Annotated in this window: 24 protein-coding genes; 13 read left to right on the top strand and 11 right to left on the bottom strand. The window is 74.7% G+C overall.

Annotated elements, in window-relative coordinates:
• The first annotated feature begins 701 nt into the window (after nt 1–701).
• Nucleotides 702–2,225: an LCP family protein gene (locus tag Q1A09_RS05955; protein ID WP_299952552.1), complete on the top strand. Its 1,524-nt coding sequence runs from the start codon at nt 702–704 to the stop codon at nt 2,223–2,225.
• A 29-nt stretch (nt 2,226–2,254) separates the two neighbouring features.
• Here the strand turns inward: Q1A09_RS05955 and pstB are convergent, their stop codons facing one another.
• The 6 genes from pstB to Q1A09_RS05925 form a co-directional block, all read right to left on the bottom strand.
• Nucleotides 2,255–3,034, bottom strand: coding sequence for a phosphate ABC transporter ATP-binding protein PstB (gene pstB, locus Q1A09_RS05950; protein ID WP_299952551.1), 780 nt, complete (start codon nt 3,032–3,034; stop codon nt 2,255–2,257).
• Between the two features lie 25 nt (nt 3,035–3,059).
• Nucleotides 3,060–4,145 carry a phosphate ABC transporter permease PstA gene (pstA, locus tag Q1A09_RS05945; protein WP_299952550.1) on the bottom strand — a complete coding sequence of 362 codons (1,086 nt, stop codon included), beginning with the start codon at nt 4,143–4,145 and terminating at the stop codon, nt 3,060–3,062.
• On the bottom strand, nt 4,145–5,092 hold the full coding sequence (gene pstC, locus Q1A09_RS05940) for a phosphate ABC transporter permease subunit PstC (RefSeq protein WP_299952549.1): 948 nt from the start codon (nt 5,090–5,092) through the stop codon (nt 4,145–4,147). The genes pstA and pstC overlap by 1 nt, the downstream gene beginning before the upstream one ends.
• A 118-nt stretch (nt 5,093–5,210) precedes the next feature.
• Nucleotides 5,211–6,326 carry a phosphate ABC transporter substrate-binding protein PstS gene (gene pstS, locus Q1A09_RS05935; RefSeq protein WP_299952548.1) on the bottom strand — a complete coding sequence of 372 codons (1,116 nt, stop codon included), beginning with the start codon at nt 6,324–6,326 and terminating at the stop codon, nt 5,211–5,213.
• A 213-nt stretch (nt 6,327–6,539) separates the two neighbouring features.
• The gene (mshD, locus tag Q1A09_RS05930; RefSeq protein ID WP_299952605.1) at nt 6,540–7,448 is read right to left on the bottom strand and encodes a mycothiol synthase; all 909 of its coding nucleotides are present in this window, start codon (nt 7,446–7,448) and stop codon (nt 6,540–6,542) included.
• A gap of 49 nt (nt 7,449–7,497) precedes the next feature.
• Complete coding sequence (locus Q1A09_RS05925; protein WP_299952547.1) at nt 7,498–8,235, bottom strand: response regulator transcription factor; 738 nt, start codon at nt 8,233–8,235, stop codon at nt 7,498–7,500.
• 72 nt (nt 8,236–8,307) lie between these two features.
• Between Q1A09_RS05925 and Q1A09_RS05920 the strand changes: the two genes are divergently transcribed.
• The 6 genes from Q1A09_RS05920 (at nt 8,308) to Q1A09_RS05895 (ending at nt 12,028) form a co-directional block, all read left to right on the top strand.
• A complete protein-coding gene (locus Q1A09_RS05920; protein WP_299952546.1) occupies nt 8,308–8,721 on the top strand; it encodes a hypothetical protein in 414 nt (137 codons plus the stop codon).
• Complete coding sequence (locus Q1A09_RS05915; RefSeq protein ID WP_299952545.1) at nt 8,718–9,539, top strand: hypothetical protein; 822 nt, start codon at nt 8,718–8,720, stop codon at nt 9,537–9,539. Before Q1A09_RS05920 ends, Q1A09_RS05915 begins: the two co-directional genes overlap by 4 nt.
• 22 nt (nt 9,540–9,561) lie before the next feature.
• On the top strand, nt 9,562–10,251 hold the full coding sequence (locus Q1A09_RS05910; RefSeq protein WP_299952544.1) for a DUF2993 domain-containing protein: 690 nt from the start codon (nt 9,562–9,564) through the stop codon (nt 10,249–10,251).
• Between the two features lie 43 nt (nt 10,252–10,294).
• Entirely contained in the window at nt 10,295–10,645 is a 351-nt protein-coding gene (locus Q1A09_RS05905; RefSeq protein ID WP_299952543.1) for a thioredoxin family protein, read from the top strand.
• A 253-nt stretch (nt 10,646–10,898) separates the two neighbouring features.
• On the top strand, nt 10,899–11,732 hold the full coding sequence (locus Q1A09_RS05900; protein WP_299952542.1) for a sulfurtransferase: 834 nt from the start codon (nt 10,899–10,901) through the stop codon (nt 11,730–11,732).
• A gap of 2 nt (nt 11,733–11,734) precedes the next feature.
• Nucleotides 11,735–12,028, top strand: a complete 294-nt coding sequence (locus tag Q1A09_RS05895; RefSeq protein ID WP_299952541.1) for a DUF1416 domain-containing protein — start codon at nt 11,735–11,737, stop codon at nt 12,026–12,028.
• 240 nt (nt 12,029–12,268) lie between these two features.
• On the opposite strand, the gene Q1A09_RS05890 is transcribed toward Q1A09_RS05895, so the two are convergent.
• Together Q1A09_RS05890 and Q1A09_RS05885 are read right to left on the bottom strand one after the other, a co-directional pair.
• Nucleotides 12,269–14,008: an EAL domain-containing protein gene (locus Q1A09_RS05890; RefSeq protein WP_299952540.1), complete on the bottom strand. Its 1,740-nt coding sequence runs from the start codon at nt 14,006–14,008 to the stop codon at nt 12,269–12,271.
• 10 nt (nt 14,009–14,018) lie between these two features.
• A complete protein-coding gene (locus tag Q1A09_RS05885) occupies nt 14,019–14,867 on the bottom strand; it encodes an alpha/beta fold hydrolase (RefSeq protein ID WP_299952539.1) in 849 nt (282 codons plus the stop codon).
• A gap of 281 nt (nt 14,868–15,148) precedes the next feature.
• Here Q1A09_RS05885 and Q1A09_RS05880 point away from each other — a divergent pair, with 281 nt between their 5' ends.
• Together Q1A09_RS05880 and Q1A09_RS05875 are read left to right on the top strand one after the other, a co-directional pair.
• Nucleotides 15,149–15,721, top strand: coding sequence for an FABP family protein (locus Q1A09_RS05880; RefSeq protein ID WP_299952537.1), 573 nt, complete (start codon nt 15,149–15,151; stop codon nt 15,719–15,721).
• Nucleotides 15,722–15,725: 4 nt separating this feature from the next.
• The gene (locus tag Q1A09_RS05875; protein ID WP_299952536.1) at nt 15,726–17,423 is read left to right on the top strand and encodes a DUF885 domain-containing protein; all 1,698 of its coding nucleotides are present in this window, start codon (nt 15,726–15,728) and stop codon (nt 17,421–17,423) included.
• Nucleotides 17,424–17,552: 129 nt separating this feature from the next.
• Here Q1A09_RS05875 and Q1A09_RS05870 read toward each other — a convergent pair whose 3' ends face one another.
• From Q1A09_RS05870 to Q1A09_RS05860, 3 genes are all read right to left on the bottom strand, one after another.
• Entirely contained in the window at nt 17,553–18,278 is a 726-nt protein-coding gene (locus Q1A09_RS05870; RefSeq protein WP_299952535.1) for a hypothetical protein, read from the bottom strand.
• Nucleotides 18,279–18,615: 337 nt separating this feature from the next.
• Nucleotides 18,616–20,004, bottom strand: a complete 1,389-nt coding sequence (gene nhaA / locus Q1A09_RS05865) for a Na+/H+ antiporter NhaA (RefSeq protein ID WP_299952534.1) — start codon at nt 20,002–20,004, stop codon at nt 18,616–18,618.
• A gap of 70 nt (nt 20,005–20,074) precedes the next feature.
• Complete coding sequence (locus tag Q1A09_RS05860; protein WP_299952532.1) at nt 20,075–20,920, bottom strand: aminotransferase class IV; 846 nt, start codon at nt 20,918–20,920, stop codon at nt 20,075–20,077.
• 38 nt (nt 20,921–20,958) lie between these two features.
• Between Q1A09_RS05860 and Q1A09_RS05855 the strand changes: the two genes are divergently transcribed.
• The 4 genes from Q1A09_RS05855 to Q1A09_RS05840 are packed head-to-tail and all read left to right on the top strand — an operon-like array spanning nt 20,959 to nt 23,994.
• On the top strand, nt 20,959–21,435 hold the full coding sequence (locus tag Q1A09_RS05855) for a Fur family transcriptional regulator (protein WP_299952531.1): 477 nt from the start codon (nt 20,959–20,961) through the stop codon (nt 21,433–21,435).
• Entirely contained in the window at nt 21,432–22,574 is a 1,143-nt protein-coding gene (locus Q1A09_RS05850) for a folate-binding protein YgfZ (protein WP_299952529.1), read from the top strand. Before Q1A09_RS05855 ends, Q1A09_RS05850 begins: the two co-directional genes overlap by 4 nt.
• Complete coding sequence (locus Q1A09_RS05845) at nt 22,571–23,428, top strand: 3-keto-5-aminohexanoate cleavage protein (protein ID WP_299952527.1); 858 nt, start codon at nt 22,571–22,573, stop codon at nt 23,426–23,428. The genes Q1A09_RS05850 and Q1A09_RS05845 overlap by 4 nt, the downstream gene beginning before the upstream one ends.
• A complete protein-coding gene (locus Q1A09_RS05840; protein WP_299952526.1) occupies nt 23,425–23,994 on the top strand; it encodes an aerial mycelium formation protein in 570 nt (189 codons plus the stop codon). The genes Q1A09_RS05845 and Q1A09_RS05840 overlap by 4 nt, the downstream gene beginning before the upstream one ends.

The following is a 23,994-nucleotide window of genomic DNA, read 5'->3' as shown; positions in this document are numbered from 1 at the left end:
AGGAAGGGCCCTCGTCGTCCGGCGCGGGATCGCCCGCCCCCCAGCCCCCTGACCGCCCGGCCCAGGCAGGGCCTGGTTCCCGGCCGGGTGCGGCACCTCCGGCCGCCCCTGACGTCCCGTCGCCCGGTCCCCGGCTGGGCGCGGCACCCCCGGCACCCCCGGCGCCCGCTGTCGCCCCGTCGCGCCCAGCGCCCGGTTCCCGGCCGGGTGCGGCGCCCCCCGCTGCCCCGTCGCCCGGCTCCCGGCTGGGTGCCACGCCTCCTCCGCCGCCGGTCGTCCCGTCGCCCGTCCGGCCGACCGGCCCGGGCTCCCGGAGCGACAGCTCGCCGCCGGCACGCCCGGCCGCGCGCCCCGTGCCGGCCGAGGCGCCCGCCCCTCCTGCTGCCGGACCCGCGTCCCCGGTCGCTGCTGCTGCCCCGACACCGGCCGCACCTCCGCCGTCCCGCCCGGCAGGCGCACCGGGGGTGCCCGCCCGTCCGACACCTGCGCCCGTGGCGTCGCCCGGGGCGTCCCCCCGGCCGGCCACCCCGCCTTCGCCCCCGGCGTCTCCTCAGCCGTCCACCCCGCCTCCGCCTGCCGCATCCCCGTCGGCTGCCGCGTCCGTGAGCGGCCCGTCACCCGCGCCGGCAGCGGGCGGGCCGGTGGCGCCCGGTCCTGGTCCCGGGGCGGTCTCGGCACAGCCGTCGGTACCGGTGCCCGGCGTGCGGCGCAGCCTGCCGGTCCCGCCGATCCCCGGTCGGGACCTGCCCGTCAACGGCTCGACGGCGGCCCGGGTCGAGCCCGCGCGGGCACCGGCCGGCCCGGTCCGCCGGCGGCTGACCCGGGTCGCGCTCGCCCTGGCGGCCGTGCTCGGCCTGGTGGCCGGCTGGTACGTGGGGCTGTACTTCTACGTGGACCAGTCGATCGACGAGGTCGACGCCCTGGTCGTGGACGGGCCGGAGGTGCTGGCCCCGCAGCTGCAGGAGGCCTCCCGCACCTACCTGGTCGTGGGCACCGACCTGCCCGGCCGGCGCGGGCTGTCGGCGGTGAGCACGCTCATCGTGCACGTCTCCGGGAACGGGGAGGACGAGCGCGCCGTGCTCGTCACCGTCCCCCCGACTGCGCTCAGCGACACCCCCACCTGCCGGACGGCGGGCGGGTCGGTGCGCGGCCCGGTCACCGAGCCGTTCGCCACCGCACTCGTGGACGGCGGACCGTCCTGCCTGGTGCGGTCGGTGCAGCAGCTGACCGGCCTGCGGGTCGACCACTACCTGTCCCTGGACGTGAGCCGGCTGCCCGGGCTGGTCGACGTCCTGGGTGGTGTCCCGGTCTGCCTGCCGCAGGCCGACGCCGGCCTGGGGCTGCCCGCCGGGCCGCACGAGCTGGGCGCCGAGGAGGTCGGCGGCTACCTGGAGGCGGCCGGCGCCGGGTCCGACGTCACCGGCGCGGCGGCGGCCGAGCGGGAGCAGCGGGTGCTCAGCTCGACGCTGCGCTCGGCCCTGGACGCCGGGACGCTGGCCGACCCCTGGACGCTCACCCGCTTCCTCACCCGCGTCGGGGACGCGTTCACCGTCGACGCGGAGACGACGCTGGGCGACGTCCGGGCCCTGGGCGCGACGCTGGGCGACCTCGACGGGGACGCGGTGGAGCGGACGGCGCTGCCGGTGGCCCAGGTCGGTCACGTGCCGGCGGGCAGCGACCAGGCAGTCGTGGTGGTCGACGCGACCGCGACCCGTGAGCTGTTCGACGCGGTGATCGACCAGGGGTGGGTTCCGGTCGCGGCAGTGGAGGAGGTCCCGGCAGAGGGCGACCCGGCCGCCGCGGCCGAGACGGTGCCCGAGCCGGCGGTGACCGACCCGGTGCCCGAGGGCACGACGGTGACGGTGGAGCCGGCCGGGGTGACCGTCGACGTGTTCGACGCCAGCGGTGCCGGACGCGCGGCGGAGGTCGCCGACGGGCTGGCGGCCGCTGGGTTCCGGGTGGGCGCGCGGGGCGTGGAGCCGGCCGCGGTGACCCGGACCGTCGTCCGGTACGGCCCGGCGGCCCTGGAGCCGGCCCGGACGGTGGCCGCCGCCGTCCCCGGCTCGGTCCTGCTGGAGACCGACGAGGTGGGCGCCGCCGTGCAGCTGGTCATCGGCCCGGACTACGCGGGCCTCGCGGCGGTCGGGCTGGGCGCCCCGGTACCGACGACGGCGGCCCCGGCCTCCGTGAGCACGGAGGCCGGGGCCGCGTCGTCCTGCAGCTGAGCGACCGGGGCGCCGGGCTCAGCGGGGGGTCACCCGAAGCGACCGGAGATGTAGTCCTCGGTGGCCTTCTGGTCGGGGTTGCTGAAGATCTTCTCGGTCGGGTTGAACTCGATCAGCCGGCCGGGCTGGCCCACGCCGTTGAGGTTGAAGAAGCCGGTGGACTCGCTCACCCGGGCCGCCTGCTGCATGTTGTGCGTGACGATGACGATGGTGAACTGCTCCTTGAGCTCCGTCATCAGGTCCTCGATGGCGAGGGTGGAGATGGGGTCCAGGGCCGAGCACGGCTCGTCCATCAGCAGTACCTCGGGCTGCACCGCGATCGCCCGGGCGATGCAGAGGCGCTGCTGCTGACCGCCGGACAGGCCCGAGCCGGGCCGGTTCAGCCGGTCCTTGACCTCGGTCCAGAGGTTGGCGCCCTTGAGGGACCGCTCGACGAGGTCGTCCATGTCGGACTTCTTCATCCGCGCGCTGTTCAGCCGCACGCCGGCGATGACGTTGTCGTAGATCGACATGGTCGGGAACGGGTTGGGCCGCTGGAAGACCATGCCGATCTGCCGGCGGACGTCGACCGGGTCGACGTCGGAGCCGTAGAGGTCCTGGCCGTCGATGACGACCTTGCCCTCCACCCGCGCGCCCGGGATCACCTCGTGCATGCGGTTCAGCGACCGCAGGAAGGTCGACTTGCCACAGCCCGAGGGACCGATGAGCGCGGTGATGCTGCGCGGCTCGATGGAGACGTTGACGCCCTCCACGGCCTTGAAGTTGCCGTAGTAGATGTCCAGGTCGGACACGTCGATGCGCTTGGCCACAGGTGGATCCTCCGGATCGGGTCGGTCAGCGACCGGTCTTGGGTGCGAAGAAGCGGCTGATCAGGCGGGCGACGACGTTGAGCGCCATCACCAGGATGATGAGCAGGAGGGCTGCCGTCCAGGCCCGGGCGATGGCGTTCTCCGGCGGCACGCCCGGCTGGGTGAGCTGGTAGAAGGCGTAGACCGGCAGCGTCGCCATCCGACCGTCGAACGGGTTGAAGTTCGTGGCGTTGGTGATGCCGACGGTGATCAGCAGCGGGGCGGTCTCCCCGACGACCCGGGCGATGGCCAGGGTGATGCCGGTGCCCAGGCCGGCGATGGCGGTGGGGATGACCACCTTCAGGATGGTGCGCCACTTGGGCACGCCGAGGGCATAGGCGGCCTCGCGCAGCTCGTTCGGGACGAGCTTGAGCACCTCCTCGCAGGAGCGCACGACCACCGGGATCATCAACACCGACAGCGCCACGGCACCCATGATCCCCAGCCGGATGCCGGGGCCGAAGATCAGCACGAACAGGGCGTAGGCGAAGAGGCCGGCGACGATCGAGGGGATGCCGGTCATCACGTCGACCAGGAAGGTGATCGACCGCTTGAGCCGGCCGGACCCGTACTCGACGAGGTAGATCGCGGTCATCAGGCCGATCGGCACCGAGATCAGCGTGGTGAGCAGCGTGATGATCAGCGTGCCCATCAGGGCGTGGTAGGCGCCGCCACCCTCACCGATGACGCCGACCAGCGAGGCGGTGAAGTACTCCGCGTCGAAGCGCTGGGCACCGCGGCGGACGACCTCGTAGACCAGGGAGATCAGCGGCACCAGGGCGATGCCGAAGGCGCTGACCACCAGGCAGGTGACCAGTCGGTCGGTCGCCTTCCGCGGCCCCTCGACCACTCGAGAGGCCACGTAGGTACCGAGCGTGCCGAGCACGACCGTGTAGATGACGAACAGCACGATGTTCCAGCTGGTCGCCAGGCTGAACACCGCGGCGACCACCGCGGCGACGGCGAAGGCCGCCCAGGGTGCCCAGGAGGGCAGTTTGCGGTGCCCACCCGGCTGCGGTGCAGCGATGGGGGCGGCGGACCCGGTGCTCGACTGCTGCGTGGACGTGCTCATCAGTTCGCTCCGGAGAAGTCGGCCCGGCGGTTGACGACCCATCGGGCGAGCATGTTCACGAGCAGGGTGATCACGAAGAGCGCCAGACCACTGGCGATCAGGGTGTTGACCGCGAGTCCGGTCGACTCCGGGAACTGCAGGGCGATGTTCGCCGCGATCGTCTGGGGGTTGGCGCTGGAGATCAGCGTCCAGGTGATGCCGGCGGCCGAGCCGGACAGGATGATCGCCACGGCCATCGTCTCGCCCAGTGCGCGGCCCAGGCCCAGCATGGCCCCGCCGATGATGCCGGACTTGCCGTAGGGCAGCACCGCCATCTTGATCATCTCCCAGCGGGTGGCGCCCAGCGCCAGGGCCGCCTCCCGGTGCAGTGAGGGCACCTGGGTGAAGACCTCACGGGAGATCGCGCTGATGATCGGCAGGATCATCACGGCGAGTACGAGGCCGATGGTCAGCATCGTGCGGCCGGTGGCCGAGGCCGGGCCGGCGAACAGCGGGATGAACCCGAGGTTCTCCTCGAGCCAGCGGTAGAAGGGCACCAGTCGCGGGGCGAACCAGGTGATCCCCCAGAAGCCGTAGACGATGCTCGGCACGGCGGCCAGCAGGTCGATCAGGTAGCCCAGCCCCGCGGCCATCCGGCGGGGGGCGTAGTAGGTGATGAACAGGGCGATCGCGACAGCGAGCGGGGTGGCGACCAGGAGGCCGATCGTCGCGGCCATCAGGGTGCCGAAGACCAGCGGGCCGATGTAGGAGAAGAGCCCCTCACCGCCCGGGACGTCCTCCGCCGGCGCGGTCAGCGCGGGGACGGACTCGCTGATGAGGAAGATCGCGACCCCGGCGAGGATCACCAGGATGAGGATGCCGGCGCCCTTGGCGCTGCCGGCGAAGATGCGGTCGCCCGGCCGGCGCTTGGGGCGCGGGGTGGCAGGAGGTGCGCTGGTGGTCGTCACCGATCGCTCCGTCGTGTTCGTGGTGCGGTGTGCAGGGGCCTGCGGGGGGTGGGACGTGCCACGGCGGCCCGGGGTGTCCGAGTGGACACTCCGGGCCGCCGCGTGGTGCCTGACTCTGTCAGCTGCCGGCCGTGATGGCGTCGACCGCGGTCTGGGCCTGCTCCCGCAGCGCGTCGGAGATCGGGGCGCTGCCGGCAGCCTCGGCCGCGGCGTCCTGACCGTCCTCGCTGATCACGTAGGTCATGAAGTCCTTGACCAGGTCGGCCTTCTCCTGGTCGTCGTACTCGATGCAACCGACGTGGTAGCTGACCAGGACGATCGGGTAGTTGCCCGACTCGGTGGTGTCGCGGGCGAGCTCGATGGCGAAGTCGTACTCGCCGCGGCCCTCCAGCGTCTCGGAGTTCTCGACCACGGCGGCGGCGGCCTCGGCGGACGGCGCGACGAACTCCTCGCCGACACCGATGCTGGCGACACCCAGGTCGCCGGCCTGGCTCAGGTCGGCGTAGCCGATGGTGCCGTCACCGGCGCCGACGGCCTGGATGACACCGGAGGTGCCCTGCGCGGCCTCGCCACCGGCGACCGGCCAGTCACCGCTGGCCTCGTGCGGCCAGGCGTCGCCGGCAGCGGCGACCAGGTACTCGGTGAAGTTCTCCGTGGTGCCCGACTCGTCGGAGCGGTTCACCGGGGTGATGGCGGTGGACGGCAGCTCCGCGTCGGGGTTGTCCGCGGCGATCTCCGGGGCGTCCCAGGTGGTGATCTGCTGGTTGAAGATACCGGCGACGACCTCGGGGGAGAGGTTCAGCTCGTCGACGCCCTCGAGGTTGTAGACCACGGCGATGGGCGAGATGTAGTTCGGCAGCTCGAAGATGCCGGAGGCCCCGCAGCGCTCCTCGGCGGCGGCGAGCTCCTCCTCGTCGAGCGCGGCGTCGGAGCCGGCGAAGTCGGTGCCACCGGCGAGGAACTGCTCGCGGCCACCGCCGGAGCCGATCGGGTCGTAGTTGACCGTGACGCCCGACTGGACCTCGGAGTAGCCGGCGCGCCAGCCCTGCATGGCGGCTTCCTGGCTGCTGGCGCCGGCGCCGACGAGGGTGCCGCTGAGCTGCTCGGCGCTGTCGCCCCCGGAGCCGGAGTCGCTGCCGGTGTCCTCGTTGGAGGCGCCACAGGCGGCGAGAGCGAGGGATGCGGCGAGCGCCGCGGACACGGCCGTGGCGCGCGTCGTGGTGCTGAGCTTCAACTCAGTGCCTTTCGCTGGTGTGCCCGGACGTCGGAGCCGGGCAGGGGGAACCGAACGACGAGGACGCTAAGCAGGGCAGGTGGACGGATCCGGGTGCCTCGATGAACGAGGGATGAACGCGTCCTGAGACCTGGGACACGACTCGGCCGACGGTGTACGTCCAACGGGTGAACGGGCCTCGGGGAGGGGCTCGCAGAGGCGTCTGGACGGTGCTCAGCCCCGAGGGACGCGCCGCCAGGAGACGTCGACGGCGTGCCGGGTGAAGCCGCTGCGCTCGTAGAGGGAGACCGCCGCGGTGTTGTCCTCCTCCACGTAGAGCAGCACCTGGGACAGCCCGGCCGCGCGCAGGTGGGCCAGCCCGACGTCGGTGAGCGCCCGGCCCAGCCGCATGCCCTGGGCGTCGGGGTCGATCCCCAGCACGTACACCTCACCGACCGGCTCGGTGTCCACGTCGCCGGCCGGGTGGACCTTGGTCCAGTGCGAGCCGAGCAGCTGGGGGCCGGCGGCATCGTCCCGCCACGCCAGGAACAGCCCCGCCGGGTCGAACCAGGCCTCGGCCTCCCGCAGCGCCACGTCCTCGCGGGTCCAGCGGCCCTGCTCGGGGTGGGCGGCGAAGGCCCGGGCGTTGACCCGCAGCCAGGCGTCCTCGTCCACGCCGGGGCGGAAGGCGGCGATCCGCACCCCGTCGGGCAGCGCGGGCCGGGGGTCGGGGTCGACGCCGGCCAGCGGACGGCGCATCTGCAGCAGCACGCGGGCGCGCTGGTAGCCGCGGCCGCGGGCCAGCTCGGCGGAACCGGGCAGCTCCCCGTGTGCCCACACCCGCAGCGGCCGGTCGCCGGCCATCGTCTCCAGCCGCGCGGCCAGCGCGGTGCCGATCCCGCGGCGGCGGGCGGTGGGGGCCACGACCAGCTCGGCCTCGGCCTCGGGCTCGCCCGGAGGCACCTCCAGCCGGGCGTAGCCCAGCAGCGTGCCGTCGGCCGAGCGGGCGGTGAGGTCGGCGCCGCCGGCCGGCCCGCCGTGCTGCAGCCGCAGCTCGGCCTCCTCCGACACCGGCCGGACCCCGTCGGCGGCCGACGCCGCCGCCAGCAGCGCCTGCACCTCGGGGACGGCGGCGGCCGGCAGGCGGTCGCCGGCCTCGACGAGGACGGGGGCGGTGCTCAGCGGACCGGGCTCAGGAGACAGGGGCGCCGGCGTCGCCGGCCGCCACGTTCGCTGCGGCGGTGGCGTCGGCGACCTGCTGGTCCAGCTTGTAGCCGACGTTGCGGACGGTGCCGATCAGCGCCTCGTGCTCGGTGCCGAGCTTGGCGCGCAGCCGGCGGACGTGGACGTCGACGGTGCGGGTGCCGCCGAAGTAGTCGTAGCCCCAGATCTCCTGCAGCAGCTGCGCGCGGGAGAAGACCCGGCCCGGGTGCTGGGCGAGGTACTTGAGGAGCTCGAACTCCTTGTAGGTCAGGTCGAGCGGGCGGCCGCGGAGCTTCGCCGAGTAGCTGTGCTCGTCGATCACCAGCTCGCCGGCCTTCGTGACGCCGCCGTCGGCGCCGTCGGCCGGGGTGGCCGCGGCCAGCCGGCGGGCCGTCGCCCACTTGAGCCGGGCGTCGACCTCGGCCGGGCCCGCGGTGTCCAGCAGGACGTCGTCCACGCCCCAGTCGGCCGACAGCGCGACCAGCCCGCCCTCGGAGAGGACGGCGACGAGGGAGGCGGCGACCCCGGTCGAGGCGAGCAGGGAGCACAGCGTGCGGGCGGAGACGAGGTCGTGCCGGGCGTCGACGAGCACGACGTCCCCGGCGTCCCCGTCGAGCAGGCTGGACAGCTCTGGGGCCACCACGCGCACCTGGTGGGCCAGCAGCCCCAGGGCGGGGAGGACCTCGGTGGTCGCCTGGCGGGCCGAGGTCATGAGCACGAGTCGCATGTCGTCTCCTCACTGGGGTGTGATCCCAGGCCGTCGACTGCGCTGTCGAGGTGAGAGGGCAGGATAGCCGACGTGCGCCGCCGTTCCCTCCTCCGCGCGGAGGGACGTGTCATCCGGGTCCGCAGCAGCGACGGGGTGCGGCTGGCGGGGCTCGCCTTCCCGGCCGGCCCGGACGTCCCTGCCGGGCACCCCACCTTCGTGGTGGCGCACGGCTTCACCCACTCGGTGTCCCGGGAGTCCTTCGCCCGGCTGGCCGGCTGGCTGACCGCGTCCGGGGACGTGCGGGCGCTGGACTCCCGGGGGCACGGCTCCTCGGGTGGCGGCACGGCGGCGGGTGGCGACCCGGAGCTCGCCGACGCCGCGGTGCGCGCGGCGCGGGTCGCCGAGCGGATCGGCCGGTGGGCGGCTGCCGCGGTCGGTGCGGACGACACGGCCGGGCGCACCGTCCCGGCGGGCCCGGCGCTCTCTGCGACGATCGCAGGGTGAGCGACGCCGACGTGCACGAGACGTTGTCGCCGCGCGCCCACCACCTGCCGGCCGCCGGCGCCGTCCTCGCCGTGACGCTCCTCGCCGCCGGGCTGCCGGCGCTGCTGGGCGACGCCGGCCGGGTGGTCGCGGTGCTGGTCCTGCAGCTCGCGCTGGTCGCCGGGTGGGTCGTGGCCACCGGGATCCGCGGCTTCACCGGGTCGCTCGCGCTGGGCGCGGTCGCCGCCGTCGGCGCCGACCTGGCGCTGCTGCTGCCCGACCGCCCCGAGCTGGACGCCGTGCTGGCGGTGCTCGGCCTGGGCTTCCTGGCCGCCGTCGTCCACCAGATGACCCGGCCGGCGCCCCGGCTGTACCTGGTGGCCTCGCTGGCCGGCGTCGTCCTGCTGCTGAGCGCGGTGTGCGCGCTGGCCGTGCTGCTGGCCGTGGCCCGGCTGGACGGCGGCGGGCGGGCGGTCGACACGGCGGTGCTCGCGGTCGGCGCCGCGCTGGTCGTCGGTCACCTGGTCGACCTGGTGCTGCCCCGCCCGCAGATCGCCGCGGGCGTGCCGCGTGGGCTGCTCGGGCTCGGGCTGGCGGTGGCCGCGGCGGTCGCGGTCGCGGTGCTGCGGCGCACCGACGGGGTGCTGCTGGACGCCCTGTCGGCGGCGATCTACGGAGCGGCGCTGGGCGGGGTGGCCGCGCTGGCGGCCCTCGCGGCGTCCTACGTCGCGGTGGAACGGGACGAGCGCAGCTGGGCGCTGCCGGTGGTGCAGGCCGTGCTCCCGCTGGCCGCCGCCGCGCCGGTGGCCTACGCCCTCGCGGTGCACGGCACCGGCTGACCGGGCAGGCACACTCGGGAGCGTGAAGGCGCTGCTGGTCTCCCTGCTGATCGTCGTCGGCCTGCTCGTGGTCGCCGACCGGGTGGGCGTGCGGGTCGCCGAGGGGCGGGTCGCCGAGCAGCTGGCCGACCGGGGCGGCCTCGCGGGCACCCCGGAGGTGGACATCACCGGGTTCCCGTTCCTGACCCAGGCGGTGGCGGGCCGGTACGAGGACGTGCGGATCAGCCTGACCGCCGAGCAGCTCGGGCAGCCGGCCGGCACCCGGGCCGACGTGTCGTTGCGCGGGGTGCAGGTGCCGCTGTCCGACGCGCTGTCCGGGTCGGTGCAGGAGATCCCGGTCGAGCAGGTCGACGGCACGGCCACCCTCTCCTACGACCTGCTGGCCCAGCAGCTCGGCGGCGACACGATGCTGGAGCAGGACGGCGACGGGCTGCGGATCACCCGCACGCTGGAGGTGCTGGGCGTCGAGTTCCCGGTCACCGCCACCGGCTCGCTGGCACTGGACGGGCAGGACGTCGTGGTGGACGTGGGCACCGCGGCCGCGGCCGGGGTGGACGTGCCCGGGGTCGTCGTGGACCGGGCGGCGGACCTGCTCGACTTCTCCTACGCGGTGCCCGCGCTGCCGTTCGGGCTGCAGCTGACCAGCGTCGAGCCGGCGGCCGACGGGGTGGACGTGCGGGTCGAGGCGACCGACACGGTGCTGCAGGGCTGAGCGCCGGCGGAATGCCCCCGGCAGGGCACCCGTTGACGCTGGGGTGAGCCCGTCTGCCGCGCCCGACGACCGGGTGCTCGCCGTCCTGGCCGGGCTCGGCGTGCGCCCGGGTGACGCCGAGCTGACCGCCGTGCAGTTCTCCACCGCCTTCTGCGGCCCGTGCCGCGCGACCCGGGCCCGGCTGCAGCAGCTCCAGCGGACCCGCACCGGTCTGGTGCACGTGCACGTCGACGCGGAGAGCCACCTGGACGCCGTCCGGGCCCTGGACGTCCGGGTGACGCCCACCGTGCTCTGGCTGGACCGCTCCGGGGCCGTCGTCACCCGGTCCACCGGCGCGCCGGGCGCCGCGGAGCTGGCCGCCCTGGTCGACGTCCACACGCCGGTGGCGCGGTGATCCGATACTCTCGCGCCGTGGGCACCCTGCTGACCTCGCGCCGCACAGTCGACCTGTGCCGCCTTGGCAGCTGCCTCTGTCCGGCCTGCTGAGGGCCTCCCCGCCCGGACGTGACCGTCCCGTCGCCTGGACCGCCGTCCGTCGCCGCCCCGTGCCACCGGCACCGTGGGCACCGGCTCCGTACCGCACGCACCGCACTGCATGCACACGAACGACGTCCGCACCGCCAGCCCCCACTGATGGAGGAACCACCATGAGCCGTTCTGACGTGCTCGTCACCGCCGACTGGGCCCAGGAGCACCTGGGCAACCCGGGCATCGTCTTCGTCGAGGTCGACGAGGACACCAGCGCCTACGACAAGGGGCACCTCGCGGGTGCCGTCAAGCTGGACTGGAAGACCGACCTGCAGGACGCCGAGTCCCGCGACTTCGTCGACCGCGAGGGCTTCAGCGCCCTGCTGTCGGCCAAGGGCATCAGCAACGACGACACCGTGGTGCTCTACGGCGGCAACAACAACTGGTTCGCCGCCTACGCCTACTGGTACTTCAAGGTCTACGGCCACCGCGACGTCAAGCTGATCGACGGCGGCCGCAAGAAGTGGGAGCTGGACAGCCGCCCGCTCTCCGCCGACGCCGTGCAGCGCCCGGCGACGCAGTACTCCGCCGCCGAGCCCGACACCTCCATCCGCGCCTTCCGCGACGAGGTCGTCTCGGCGATCGGCCAGCAGAACCTGGTCGACGTCCGCTCGCCCGACGAGTTCGCCGGCAAGCTGACCGCCCCGGCCCACCTCCCGCAGGAGGGTGCGCAGCGCGCCGGCCACATCCCCTCGGCGGTCAACGTGCCGTGGAGCAAGGCGGCCAACGAGGACGGCACCTTCAAGAGCGACGAGGAGCTCGCCAAGCTCTACGCCGACGCAGGCCTGGACACCGGCAAGGACACCATCGCCTACTGCCGGATCGGTGAGCGCTCCAGCCACACCTGGTTCGTGCTGCGCGAGCTGCTGGGGCACGCCAACGTCAAGAACTACGACGGCTCCTGGACCGAGTACGGCTCCCTGGTCGGCGTCCCGATCCAGAAGGGCGCCTGACCGTGTGCGGGGCCCCGAAGCAGGGTGGCGGTCTCGCCGGGGTCGACCTGAGCACCCAGACGGTGATCCAGGGGTCGGTCTGGCACGACGGGTCGCCGGTGGCCGGCGCCTACGTGCGGCTGCTGGACGCCACGGGTGAGTTCACCGCCGAGGTGGTGACCAGCCCGGAGGGCGAGTTCCGGTTCTTCGCCGCCCCGGGGCAGTGGACCCTGCGGTCGCTGTCGCCGGTCGGCCGCGCCGAGCGCGCCGTCGACGCCGAGGTCGGCCTGAACGAGACGACGCTCGCGATCGACTGACGCACCACCTCGCCGCTCCACGGAGCGACCGCACAGCGCCCGCACCGGCTCCGGCCGGGGCGGGCGCTGTCGCGTCTGCCCACGTCGTCCGGCTCGAGCCGTCCCGGGCGGCCTGGAGCCGCGCGAGGTGGCGGCCATCCGGCACCAGTGGGACGCCGACTTCGTGCTGGACAGCAGTGAGACCACCGCCGTCCTGGGCCTGCAGGCCACCCCCTGGGCGGAGGTGGTGCAGGCGACGGCTCAGGCGACGACGATCGGGAGGGGCATGTCGTCGGCCGGTACGGGCCGGCTGAAGAAGTAGCCCTGCGCCTGGTCGGCACCCAGCGCGCGCAGGGCGTCGCACTCGGCGGCGCTCTCCACGCCCTCGGCCACGGCGACCAGGCCCATCGCGTGGGCCAGGTGCACGCAGCTGGCGACGATCGCGTGGTCGCCGGGGTCGGTGGTCATCCCGGTGACGAACGAGCGGTCGATCTTCAGCTCGTCGACCGGGAACCGCTTGAGGTAGGTGAAGCTGGAGAAGCCGGTGCCGAAGTCGTCGACGGCCAGCAGCACGCCCAGTTCCTTGAGCGCCTGCAGCGACCGCAGGGCGGCGTCCGGGTCGCTCATCAGCGCGGTCTCGGTGATCTCCAGGACCAGCCGCGCGGCGGGCAGGCCGGCGCGGGCCAGGGTGCGGGCGACCAGCGGCACCAGGTCGGTGTCGGCCAGCTGACGGGCGGAGAGGTTGACGGCGACCTGCAGGCCCGCCGGCCCGCCGGTGGCGTCCCAGCGAACGGCCTGCTCGACGGCCTCGGCGAGCACCCAGGCGCCGAGCTCGCGGATGATGCCGGACTGCTCCGCGGCGTCGATGAAGGCGCCGGGCTGGAGCAGCCCGCGGGTCGGGTGCTCCCAGCGGACCAGCGCCTCGACCCCGCTCAGCCGGCCGGTCGGCAGGTGCAGGCGGGGTTGGTAGAAGACGCGCAGCTGGCCCTGGCGGATGCCGCTGCGCAGCTGCTCGAGCAGCACGAGCCGGTCGGCGCCCGGGTCGCTGTCCCCGGGGCGGTGGGCGGTCCAGCGGCCGCTGCCCTGCGCCTTGGCCCGGTACATGGCGTTGTCGGCGCGGCGGAGCACGAGCTCGGCCGCATCCGGCCCGGACGCCGGGACCTCGGCGGAGCAGATCCCGACGCTCGCGGTGACCACGACCTCCACGCCCTGCAGCACGACCGGCTCGGCGAGCAGGTCCAGCAGCCGGTCGGCGACCCGCGCGGCGCCGGAGGGGGTGACGTCGTCCAGGACGACGAACTCGTCGCCGGCGAACCGGGCCACGTCGGCGCCGGCGCGGGAGGCCGAGCGGATCCGGCGCGCGACGACCTGCAGCAGCTCGTCCCCGCTGGCGTGCCCGAGGTCGTCGTTGACGGTCTTGAAGCCGTCGAGGTCGATGAACAGCACGGTCGGCACCGCACCGTCACCCCGGTCGGCGCGCGCGGCCCCGAGCCGGTCGTGCAGCGCCCGCAGCAGGCCGGGCCGGTTGAGCAACCCGGTCAGCGAGTCGTGGTGCACGAGCTCGGCGAGCTCGGCCTCGGCCCGGGTGATCCGCGCCTCGGACTCCTCGGCCCGCCGCCGCGCGGCCAGCAGCTCCTCCTCGTAGCGGCGGCGCTGCTGGGCGTCGACCAGCACGAGCTGGGTCTCCGGGCCGTCCGGGCCGGAGACCCGGGTGGCGCTCAGCAGTGCCGGGTGGCGCGACCCGTCACGCCCGACGACCTGCACCGAGGCCTCGGCGATCCGGCCGCTGACCATCAGCTGGGGGAGGGAGTGCGTGGTGTACAGCACCCGGTCGCCGATCGGCAACAGCTTCGGGAACGGGGTGCCCAGCAGTTCCTCGGCGGTGTACCCGGTCCAGCCGGTGAAGGTGGCGTTGACCGCGGTGATCAGGCCGTCGTCGTCCAGCAGCAGGTGCCCGCCCGGGGCGCGCTGCCAGAGCTCGGCGTAGTCCCGTTGCGTCACCGGTGCCTCGTCACCGCGGCAGGAGGTGGGCGCGGATGGCCGCGGCCGTCTCCTCCGGTGCGCTGATGTGCGGGCAGTGCCCGACGGCCTCGAGCTGGACCAGCGTCGAGCCGGCCAGGTGGGCGTGCAGGTGCTCGCCGACCGACGGTGGCACCAGGGCGTCGGCCCGGCTCTGCACGACCACGGTGGGGGTGGTGACCCGGGGCAGCAGCGGGCGGAAGTCGGTGGTGAACATGACGACCAGCAGCTGGCGGGCGACGTCGGGGTCGACCCGGCAGAAGCTCGCGGTGAGGCGCTCCCCGTGCTCGGGCGCGTCCGGCGTCCCCATGATCACCGGGGCCATCGCCTCGGCCCAGGTGAAGTAGTTGCTGTCCAGCGCGCCGGCGACCTCGGCCATGTCGGCGGCGGAGAAGCCGCCGTCGTAGCCGGTGGCCGGGTCCTCCAGGAAGTACGGGGACGCCGCGACCAGCACGACCTGCCGGAACCGCCCGGGTTCCCGCACCGCGGCCAGCAGCGCCATCATCGTGCTCACGCTGTGCGCGACGAGGGTGACGTCGTGCAGGTCGAGCTCCGCGCAGATCGCCAGGATGTCCGCGGCGTGCGCGTCCAGGGTCGAGTAGTGCTCCGGGTCGTAGGCCGCGACGTCGGACCGGCCGTAACCCATCAGGTCGTAGCGGACGACGCGGTGGTCGGCGCCGAAGTCGGGCAGGACGCCGTCCCACATGCCCTGGTCGCAGCCGAAGCCGTGCGCCAGCAGCAGCACCGGCCGGTCCGGGTCGCCCGTGCTGGTCACGTGCAGCCGCTGCGCCACGGGTCCGGGCAGGACCTCCACCGGCTCCGTGGCCGACTCCACCGACATGCGATCTCTCCACCCCGTCTCGGATCCGCGGGTTCGGGATCCGTCGTGTCCTCCCTCCTTCGACCGGGTGGCGGGGGCCGTTGAGCGGAGGCGGCGGTGCTCCCCCTCGGCCGGGTGAGACCGCCCCGCTCCCGATGGGTGCCGGGGGCCCGGATTACCGTGACGGCCATGGGTCTGGTCTCCGCCTGGGTGCTCATCACCCTCACCGGGCTCGCCGCGCTGGGGTTCGCCGCCTCCGCGTGGCGGGCGACGCGCACCGAGCAGCGGCCGGAGCGGACGCGATGAGCGCCCCCGTCCCGCCCGGGCTGCCCACCGGCCCGGTCCAGGGCCCCACCGAGCTGCCGGTGATCGACACCGTCGACGTCCGGGAGGGCCCCGAGGTCGCCCACGAGCTGCTGTCGGTGCTGCCGCTGCTCGGGGAGTGGCACGGCGAGGGGCAGGCGGCCGGCACCGAGGGCGACCACCGCTTCGGCCAGTGGGTGCGCTTCGCCCACGACGGCCGTGACTTCCTGACCTACGAGTCACGCACCTGGCGGATCGGCGAGGACGGCCAGGTCACCGGCCCGGACCAGCGCGAGTCCGGTTTCCTGCGGCCCCGGGACGGCGACGAGGTCGAGCTGCTGGTCAGCTCCCCGGCCGGCCTCGTGGAGATCTACGTCGGCACGGCCCGGACGACGACCAGCTGGGAGCTGGACACCGACGTCCTGGCCCGCACCCCCGACCACCCCGACACCAGCCGGGCCAAGCGGCTCTACGGCATCGTCGACGGGGCGCTGCTCTACGCCGTCGACCGCGCGGCCGGCGACCAGCCGCTGCGCCCCACCATGTCCGCCCGCCTCGAGAGGATCCGCTGACCCCGTGAGCGCCCCCACCACCCCGCGCCAGGTCGCCGACGCCTACGTCGACGCGGTCTGCGACCTCGACCCCATCGTCGCCACCCAGCTGGGCACCCGCCCCGGGGACGACCGGCTGCCGGACACCAGCCCGGCCGGCCTGGCCGCCGAGGCCGACCTCATGCGGGCCACCCTCGCCGAGCTGGACCGGGTGCTCGCCGCGGACCCGGGCCTGGACGACGACCCGGTCGAGCGGCGCTGTGCCCGGCTGCTGCGGGAGCGGCTCACCGCGGCACTGGACCTGCACGAGGCGGGGGAGGACCTCCGCGCCGTCTCCAACCTGTTCTCGCCGGTGCACTCCATCCGGCAGGTGTTCTCGATGATGCCGACCCGGACCACCGAGGACTGGGCCGTGCTGGCCCGCCGGATGGCGCGGGTGCCGGAGGCCTACCGGGGCTACCGCGAGTCGCTGGCCGCCGGGGCGGCCCGCGGTCTGTTCGCCGCGCCCCGCCAGGTGCTGACCGTCGTCGGTCAGCTGGACGAGTGGCTGGCCGGCCCGTACTTCGCCGGTGTCGTCGCGGCCGGTCCCGACGAGCTGCGAGCCGAGCTGGACGCCGCGGCCGCGGCCGCTGACGGCGCGGTGGCCGAGGTGCGCGACTTCCTGCGCGACGAGTACGCCTGGCAGGCCACCGGCACCCCCGACGCCGTCGGCCGGGAGCGGTACGCCCGCTTCGCCCGGTCCTGGAACGGCTCGGACCTCGGTGCCGGCACCGGCCTGGAGGACGCCTACGCCTGGGGCTGGGCCGAACACCAGCGGATCCTCGCCGAGCAGCGCACGGAGGCTGCGAAGGTGCTGCCCGGCGCGACGCCGATGGAGGCGATGCGCTGGCTGTCCGAGCACGGCGAGGCCGTCGAGGGCGTCGAGGCGATCCGGGTGCGGCTGCAGGCGATGATGGACGAGGCGATCGAGGCCCTCGACGGCGTCCACTTCACCATCGCCGGCCCGGTGCGCCAGGTGGAGGCGATGATCGCCCCGCCGGGCAGCGCCGCGGCGCCGTACTACACCCGGCCGGCGCAGGACTTCTCCCGCCCGGGGCGCACCTGGCTGCCCACCCTGGGCAAGGAGCGCTTCCCGCTCTGGGACCTGGTGTCGACCTGGTACCACGAGGGCGTCCCGGGTCACCACCTGCAGCTGGCCCAGTGGGCGTACGTCTCCGGTGACCTGTCCAGCTACCAGACGTCGCTGGGCTCGGTCGGGGCCAACGTCGAGGGCTGGGCGCTGTACGCCGAGCGGCTGATGGACGAGCTGGGCTTCCTCGCCGACCCGGGTGCCCGGCTGGGCTACCTGGACGCCCAGCAGATGCGCGCGGTGCGGGTCGTCGTCGACATCGGCATGCACCTGGAGCTGCCGATCCCTGAGGACGCCGAGGGTGCAGTGGCCGAGTACCGGGGCAAGCCCTGGACGCCGGAGCTGGCCCGGGCGTTCTTCGGGGAGAACTGCGGCCGGGACGCCGACTTCCTGGACAGCGAGCTGGTGCGCTACCTGGGCATGCCCGGGCAGGCGATCAGCTACAAGCTGGGGGAGCGGGCCTGGCTCGAGGGCCGGGCAGCGGCCCAGGCCGCCCGCGGCGCCGACTTCGACCCGAAGGCCTGGCACATGGCCGCCCTCTCCCAGGGCAGCCTCGGCCTGGACGACCTCGCCGCCGAGCTCGCCCAGCTGTAGTCGCGCAGCTCGCCCGGCTCCCCGGCCATGTCGGCGAACATGGCCGGGGCTGGGACGGGACCCGCGCCCGGGCGGCCCGGCGCCAGCGGCCATGTTGGCGAACATGGCCGAGGGTGGGACGGGGGCTGGCTAGTCGGGGGCGTCGGCGGGGGTGGGGTTGACCTGGTCGGCGTCCCAGGTGGTGCGCTCGCGGAACTCGGCCGGGGCGGTCTCCAGACCCTCGGCGGCCATGACGTCGGCGATGCAGTCGGCGCCGCCGGCCACGTAGGTGGTGACCAGGTCGATGTCGGTCACCACGCACCAGGCGCGGTCGGCCGGCCACCACAGGTTGGCGCTCTGCTCGAACGGTTCGGCGGCCATGTTCACCGCGGCCAGCGAGACGGGCCCGTTGACCACCCAGTACTCCCGGCCGGGCAGGCTCAGCGTCGGGTGGTCGGTGATCACCGCGCCGCCCTGCGCGACGGCGAGCCAGCACACGTCCGGCGTCGTCGTCCAGCGGGTGAGCACGTCGACCAGTCGCTCGGCGACCGGTGCGGGCAGGTGCCCCCGCGCCGGCGCCCCGTGCCACAGCGGTGCCTGGTCGTCGTTCTCGAAGTACTCCATCGAGCCGGTGACCGACCCCCACTGCATCAGCGGGTGGGCGGTGGTGCCGTTGGCCGCGGCGACGGAGGCCCAGGGGACCTCGACGTCGTCGTCCCCGACGTAGCGCACGGCCGGGTGGAAGACCCGGGCGACGGCCTCGAAGGAGGCGGGGACCAGGGCGGCGACCGTCCCGGGGGCGGCGGCCCCGGCCGACTCGGCCAGCCAGATGCCGGCGGAGGTGTCCAGGGCGACGGGCCGGCCGGCGAACTGCACGGTCTGACCTCCCCCGGACAACGGACAACCCCCGGGCTGCTCCGTGGCGCTGTGCCCACCGTAGTGGGACAGCTGCGCACGGGCCGACTGGACAACGTCGGCAGCCCGGGGGTCGGGTGACTGTCCGGTTCTCGCTCGCCGCCATCGACGGACGGGCGGGATGCCGCTGCTCAGTCCTGGCTGTGGGTCTTCCACAGGGGCTGAGCGGGCGGCCCATCTGGACGGCGGCTAGCGGACAGCCACCTCACGCGTCCTGTAAGTCATCAACTTAGGGACCACCTCCTCTCTCGTGTACCTCGACGGTACGACGCGGAGAGGGGCTCGGCAACGACCTTTTTCAGCCCTCGGCGGACGGGCGCCCCGGCGGCGTCGTGCCCTTCCAGTCCGGGTCGTGGTTGGCCTTGTCGTCCACGGTGTGGATCTCCCGGCCGTCCTCGGTCTGGTAGACGTCGGGCACGCCGTCCTGGTTGCGGTCCTCGGTCTCGGTCGCGGCGATCCGGCGGTACCGGCGGTCCCGGGTCTTGAGCAGGATCGAGGCCAGCAGCGCCGCCGTCAGGGTGCCCACGAGGACGCCGACCTTGACGTGCTCGTCGCGCAGCGACCCCTCCCCGTAGGCGAGCGCGCCGATGAGCAGGGAGACGGTGAAGCCGATCCCGGCGAGCATGGCCAGGCCGATGACGTCGGGCCAGCCCAGCGACTCGTCCAGCTCGGCGCGGGTGAACCGGGAGACCAGCCAGGTGGCCCCGGTGATGCCGATCGTCTTGCCCGCCACCAGGCCGACCACGATGCCGATCGCCACCGGGTCGGACAGCGACTCGACCAGACCGGAGAACCCGCCGATGGTGACGCCGGCGGCGAAGAAGGCGAACACCGGGACGGCGAACCCGGCGGAGATGGGGCGGATGCGGTGCTCGAAGTGCTCGGCCAGGCCGGGCCCGGCGTCCGGGCCGCCGGCGGCCTGACTGCGGACGACCGGCACGGTGAAGGCCAGCAGCACGCCCGCGACGGTGGCGTGCACGCCGGACTCGTGCATCAGCACCCAGGTGACGACGGCGAGCGGGATGAGCAGCCACCAGGAGCGGATCCGCTTCTGCACCAGGAACCCGAAGACGGCGAGCGGGACCAGCGAGAGCAGCAGCGGCGTGATCGCCAGCTCGGAGGTGTAGAAGATCGCGATGACCGTGATGGCGAGCAGGTCGTCGACCACCGCCAGGGTCAGCAGGAAGGTGCGCAGTGCGGTGGGCAGGTGCGTGCTGATCACCGCGAGGACGGCGAGGGCGAAGGCGATGTCGGTGGCCGTGGGGATGGCCCAGCCGCGCAGCGCGCCGTCGCCGGTGCCCAGGTTCACCAGGACGAAGAGGGCGGCGGGGACGACCATGCCGCCGACCGCCGCGGCGACCGGGAGGACCGCCCGCCGGGGCTCGCGCAGGTCGCCGGCGACGAACTCGCGCTTGAGCTCCAGCCCGACCACGAAGAAGAAGATCGCCAGCAGCCCGTCGGCCGCCCAGGTGCCGAGGGTGAGGTCCAGGTGCAGGGACTCCGGGCCGACGCGGGTGTCGCGCAGCGACTCGTAGGACTCGGCCCACGGCGAGTTCGCCCAGATCAGGGCGATCACCGTGCCCACCAGGAGCAGGGCCCCGCCGATGGTCTCCTTGCGGAGGATCGCGGCGATGCGCGTGGCCTCCGGGTAGGACCCGCGGCTGAACAGGCGGGTGGGTGTGGTCACGTGGCGGCTCCGATGTGCGGGGTCGGGAAGGGAGTTGCCGACCAGACTTCCCGGCGCACCTCGGATGACACTACCGGGCGAGCAGTTCCTGCACCCGCCCGGTGAGCCCGCCGTCCCCGCGGTCGACGCCGTCCAGCCGGGTGACCGGGGTGGCGCCGCGGATGCCGGACAGCAGCCAGACCGCGTCGGCCCGGTGCAGGTCGTCCACCGTGCCGGAGCTGACCGCGGTGGGCCAGCCGTCGGCCTCGGCCCGGGCGAACAGCCGGGCCTGGGTGGTGCCGGGCAGGATCCCGGTCTCCACCGGCGGCGTGTGCAGCCGGCCCCCGGCCGCCCAGACGACCGTCGAGGTGGGGCCCTCCAGCAGCCGGCCCTCCAGCGAGGCGAACACGACGTCGTCGGCACCGACGGCGTGCGCGTGCCGCTGAGCGGCCATGTTCACCGCGTAGGACAGCGTCTTCGCCCCGCCGAGCAGCCAGGGCGCGGTGGCGCGGAAGTCGGCCGGCACGCCCAGGGACAGGGCGACCACGGCGATGCCCGCGGCCCGCTGCCGCAGCGTCTCGGCCGGCACCGGCGCCAGCAGCGCCAGCAGGGTGGGGGGCGTGCCGTCGCCCAGGCCGCGGGTGAGGAAGACGCGGCAGGCGCCCTCGGTGCCGGCGGGCCAGTCGGCGGTCACCGCGGTGACCACCGCGCGCACGGCGTCGTCCCCGGGGTGGGTCAGGCCCATGATCCCGGCGGAGCGGCGGAGCCGGTCCAGGTGCGCGTCCAGGTGCGGCGTCGTCCCACCGGCGACGAGGACGGACTCGAAGACGCCGTCGCCGCGACCCAGGCCCAGGTCGAAGGCGGTCACCACCGGCTCGTCCGGACCGACCACCGAGGTCGCGCCGTTCCGCCAGACCGCCACACGCTGGGTGCTCACGGGTCCACCCTGCCGTACCGGCGAACTAGGCTCCGAGCGTGTCCGGTGAGGAGAGCGCCCAGTCGACGCGGCCTCCGGCCCGTGAGCCCCTGGCGGCCGAGCTGCGCGCCCGCGGGCTGCGGCTGACCAGTCAGCGGCAGCGGGTGCTGGCGGTGGTGTCCGCCCTGGAGCACGGCACGCCCGAGGAGATCGGTGCCCGGCTGCGGGCCGACGCCGGCCCGGACGGCGCCGCCCCGGACACCTCGACCGTCTACCGCACCCTGGAGCTGCTGGAACGGCTCGGCCTGGTCTGGCACACCCACCTGGGCAAGGGCGCACCGATCTACCACGCCGGCCAGCAGCACCGGCACGTGCACGTCGCCTGCCAGTCCTGCGGGGAGATCAGCTCGGTCGACCCGACGGTGCTCGACGCGGCGGCGGAACGTCTGGGCGCCGAGCTGGGTTTCACCCTGGACGTGGGCCACGTGGCGCTGTCCGGCACCTGTCGAGCCTGCGCGGAGAAGGAGAACGCATGAGCGCGGAGACGACGGGCGAGCGGATCGAGACCTCACCCCTGCTGCGGCGCCCCGGCGCCGTCGCCCTGGACGTCGAGGGGGGCGGCCCGGTCGCCGCCCACTACGGCGACCCGCTGCCCGAGCAGCGCCGGCTGGCCGAGGGCGCCGGCCTGGTCGACCGCAGCGACCGCGACGTGCTCGTCGTCCCCGGCGCCGACCGGCTGACCTGGCTGCACAGCCTGACCAGCCAGCACCTGGAGCGGCTCGGCGACGCCGCCGGCTCCGAGGCCCTCGTGCTCTCCCCGCAGGGCCACGTCGAGCACCACGTCGTCCTCACCGAGCTGGCCGGCACCACCTGGGGTGACGTCGAGCCGGGCACCGGGGCGGCGCTGGTCACCTTCCTGGAGCGGATGCGGTTCATGCTCCGGGTCGACCCCGCGCTGGTCACCGGCGAGTGGGCAGTGCTGTCGCTGGTCGGCCCGCAGGGCGACGCGGTGCTGACGGCGGCCGGCTGGCCGCTGCCTGTGGCGCCCTACTCGGTCGTGCCGCTGGACGGCGGCGGCTGGGCCCGCCGGATGCCGGCGATCGGCGACGGGACGGCGGCGGTCGTCGACCTGCTCGTGCCCAGGGCCGAGCTGGCCGCGCGCGCCGACGAGCTGCTGGCCGCCGGCGCCGTGCTCGCCGGGCTGGACGCCTACGAGGCGCTGCGGGTCGAGGCCCGCCGGCCGCGCGCCGGCGTCGACTCCGACCACCGCACGATCCCCAACGAGCTGGAGTGGCTGCGCACCGCCGTCCACCTGGAGAAGGGCTGCTACCGCGGTCAGGAGACCGTGGCCCGGGTGCACAACCTGGGCCGGCCGCCCCGCCGGCTGGTGCTGCTGCACCTGGACGGGATGAGCGAGGTGCCGCCCGCGCCGGGCACCGCGGTCACCGCCGGTACCCGCGAGGTGGGCCGGGTCGGCACGGCGGTGCGGCACCACGAGCTGGGCATGGTCGCCCTCGCCCTGGTCAAGCAGTCGGTGGCGCCGGACGCGGAGCTGAAGGTCGGCGAGGCGGTCGCCGCGATCGACCCCGACGACGTCCCGGTCGGACCCGACGCGGACGTGGCGGCCGCCCGTGACCGGGTGCGGGCCGTCCGGTCTGCGACGATGCGCGGGTGACCTCCGGCACGCTGATCACCCTCGCGCCCACGGGGGCCGAGTCGGCCAAGGCCGACGTGCCCGCGCTGCCGGTGACGGTCGAGGAGGTGGCCGCCACCGCCCGGGACGGGCAGGCGCTCGGCGCGGCGGTGCTGCACCTGCACGTGCGGGGCACCGACACCCTCCCGACGCTGGACCTGCCGCGGGTTCGCGAGGTGGTCGCCGCGGTGCGCGCGGAGTCCGACCTGGTGGTGCAGCTGTCCACCGGTGGCGCCGTCACCGACCCGGCCGACGCCCGGCTGGCGGTGCTGGACGCCGAGCCGGACGCCGCGTCGCTCTCGCTGGGCACGGTGAACTTCGGTCGCGACGTCTTCGCCAACCCGTGGGACCTCATCGTCGAGCTGCACACCCAGATGCAGCAGCGCGGCATCGTCCCGGAGTACGAGGCCTTCGACCTCGGCCACCTGGCCACGCTCGCCCGGCTGCTCGACCGGCACGGCCCGCCGCACGGTGGCCACGTGCACGTCGACCTGGTGATGGGCGTGCCCGGCGGCATGCCCGGGACGACGGCGGCGCTGGCCGCCTGCCTGCCGTTCCTCCCCGCCGGGGCCACCTTCGCCGCGACCGGCGTGGGTCGCACCTCGCTGCCGGTGATGCTGGCCGCGCTCTCGGCCGGCGGGCACCTCCGGGTCGGCATGGAGGACACGCTGACCTACGCGCCGGGTGAGCCGGTGCGCGACAACGCCCAGCTGGTGGCCCGCGCGGCCGGGCTCGCCCGGATCGCCCAGCGTCCGCCGCTGTCCACGACCGAGGCCCGGCAGCTGCTGGGCATCCGCCCCCGTACCGCCCCCGTTCCCGTGGAGGTCCCGCGATGACTGCCCCCACCCCCGCTCCCGCCGGCGGCGCCGGCGTCGACGAGCTGCTCGACCCGTCGTTCCTGGACGGTGTCGAGGAGCTGCCGATGACCGAGGTGCGTGCGCTGCGCCACCGCGCCGAGCAGGAGGAGGTCAACCTCTCCTACACCCGGCGGCTGCTGCAGGGCCGGCTGGACATCGTCCGCCGCGAGCTGCAGCGCCGGGCCGAGCACGACGGCCGGTCGCTGGTCGACCTGCTGCCGGAGATCCTCTCGGAGAAGGGCCGCGGCCCGGCGCACGGCCTCGGCCGGCACCAGACCGTGCAGCCGACCTCGCCGGAGCAGTTCGAGACCTGGGTGAACGGCCTGGCGCCCGGGGTCGACCTCTCCGACGTGCCGTCGCTGTCCGACGAGCGGCTGGAGCAGGCCGCCCGCGCCCTGGGTGAGGGGGAGCGGAACCTCTCCGAGCGGCGCCGCGGCGTGCAGCAGGTGATGGACGCCGTCGCCGGCGAGCTGGCCCGGCGCTACCGCGACGGCCTGGCCGACGTGGCCCAGCTGCTGGCCGACGAGTCCCGGCACGGCGCCTGA

The organism is uncultured Modestobacter sp., assembly GCF_947486615.1.
In the GTDB taxonomy this organism is placed as follows: domain Bacteria; phylum Actinomycetota; class Actinomycetes; order Mycobacteriales; family Geodermatophilaceae; genus Modestobacter.
This window is presented reverse-complemented; position numbering and strand designations above follow the sequence as displayed.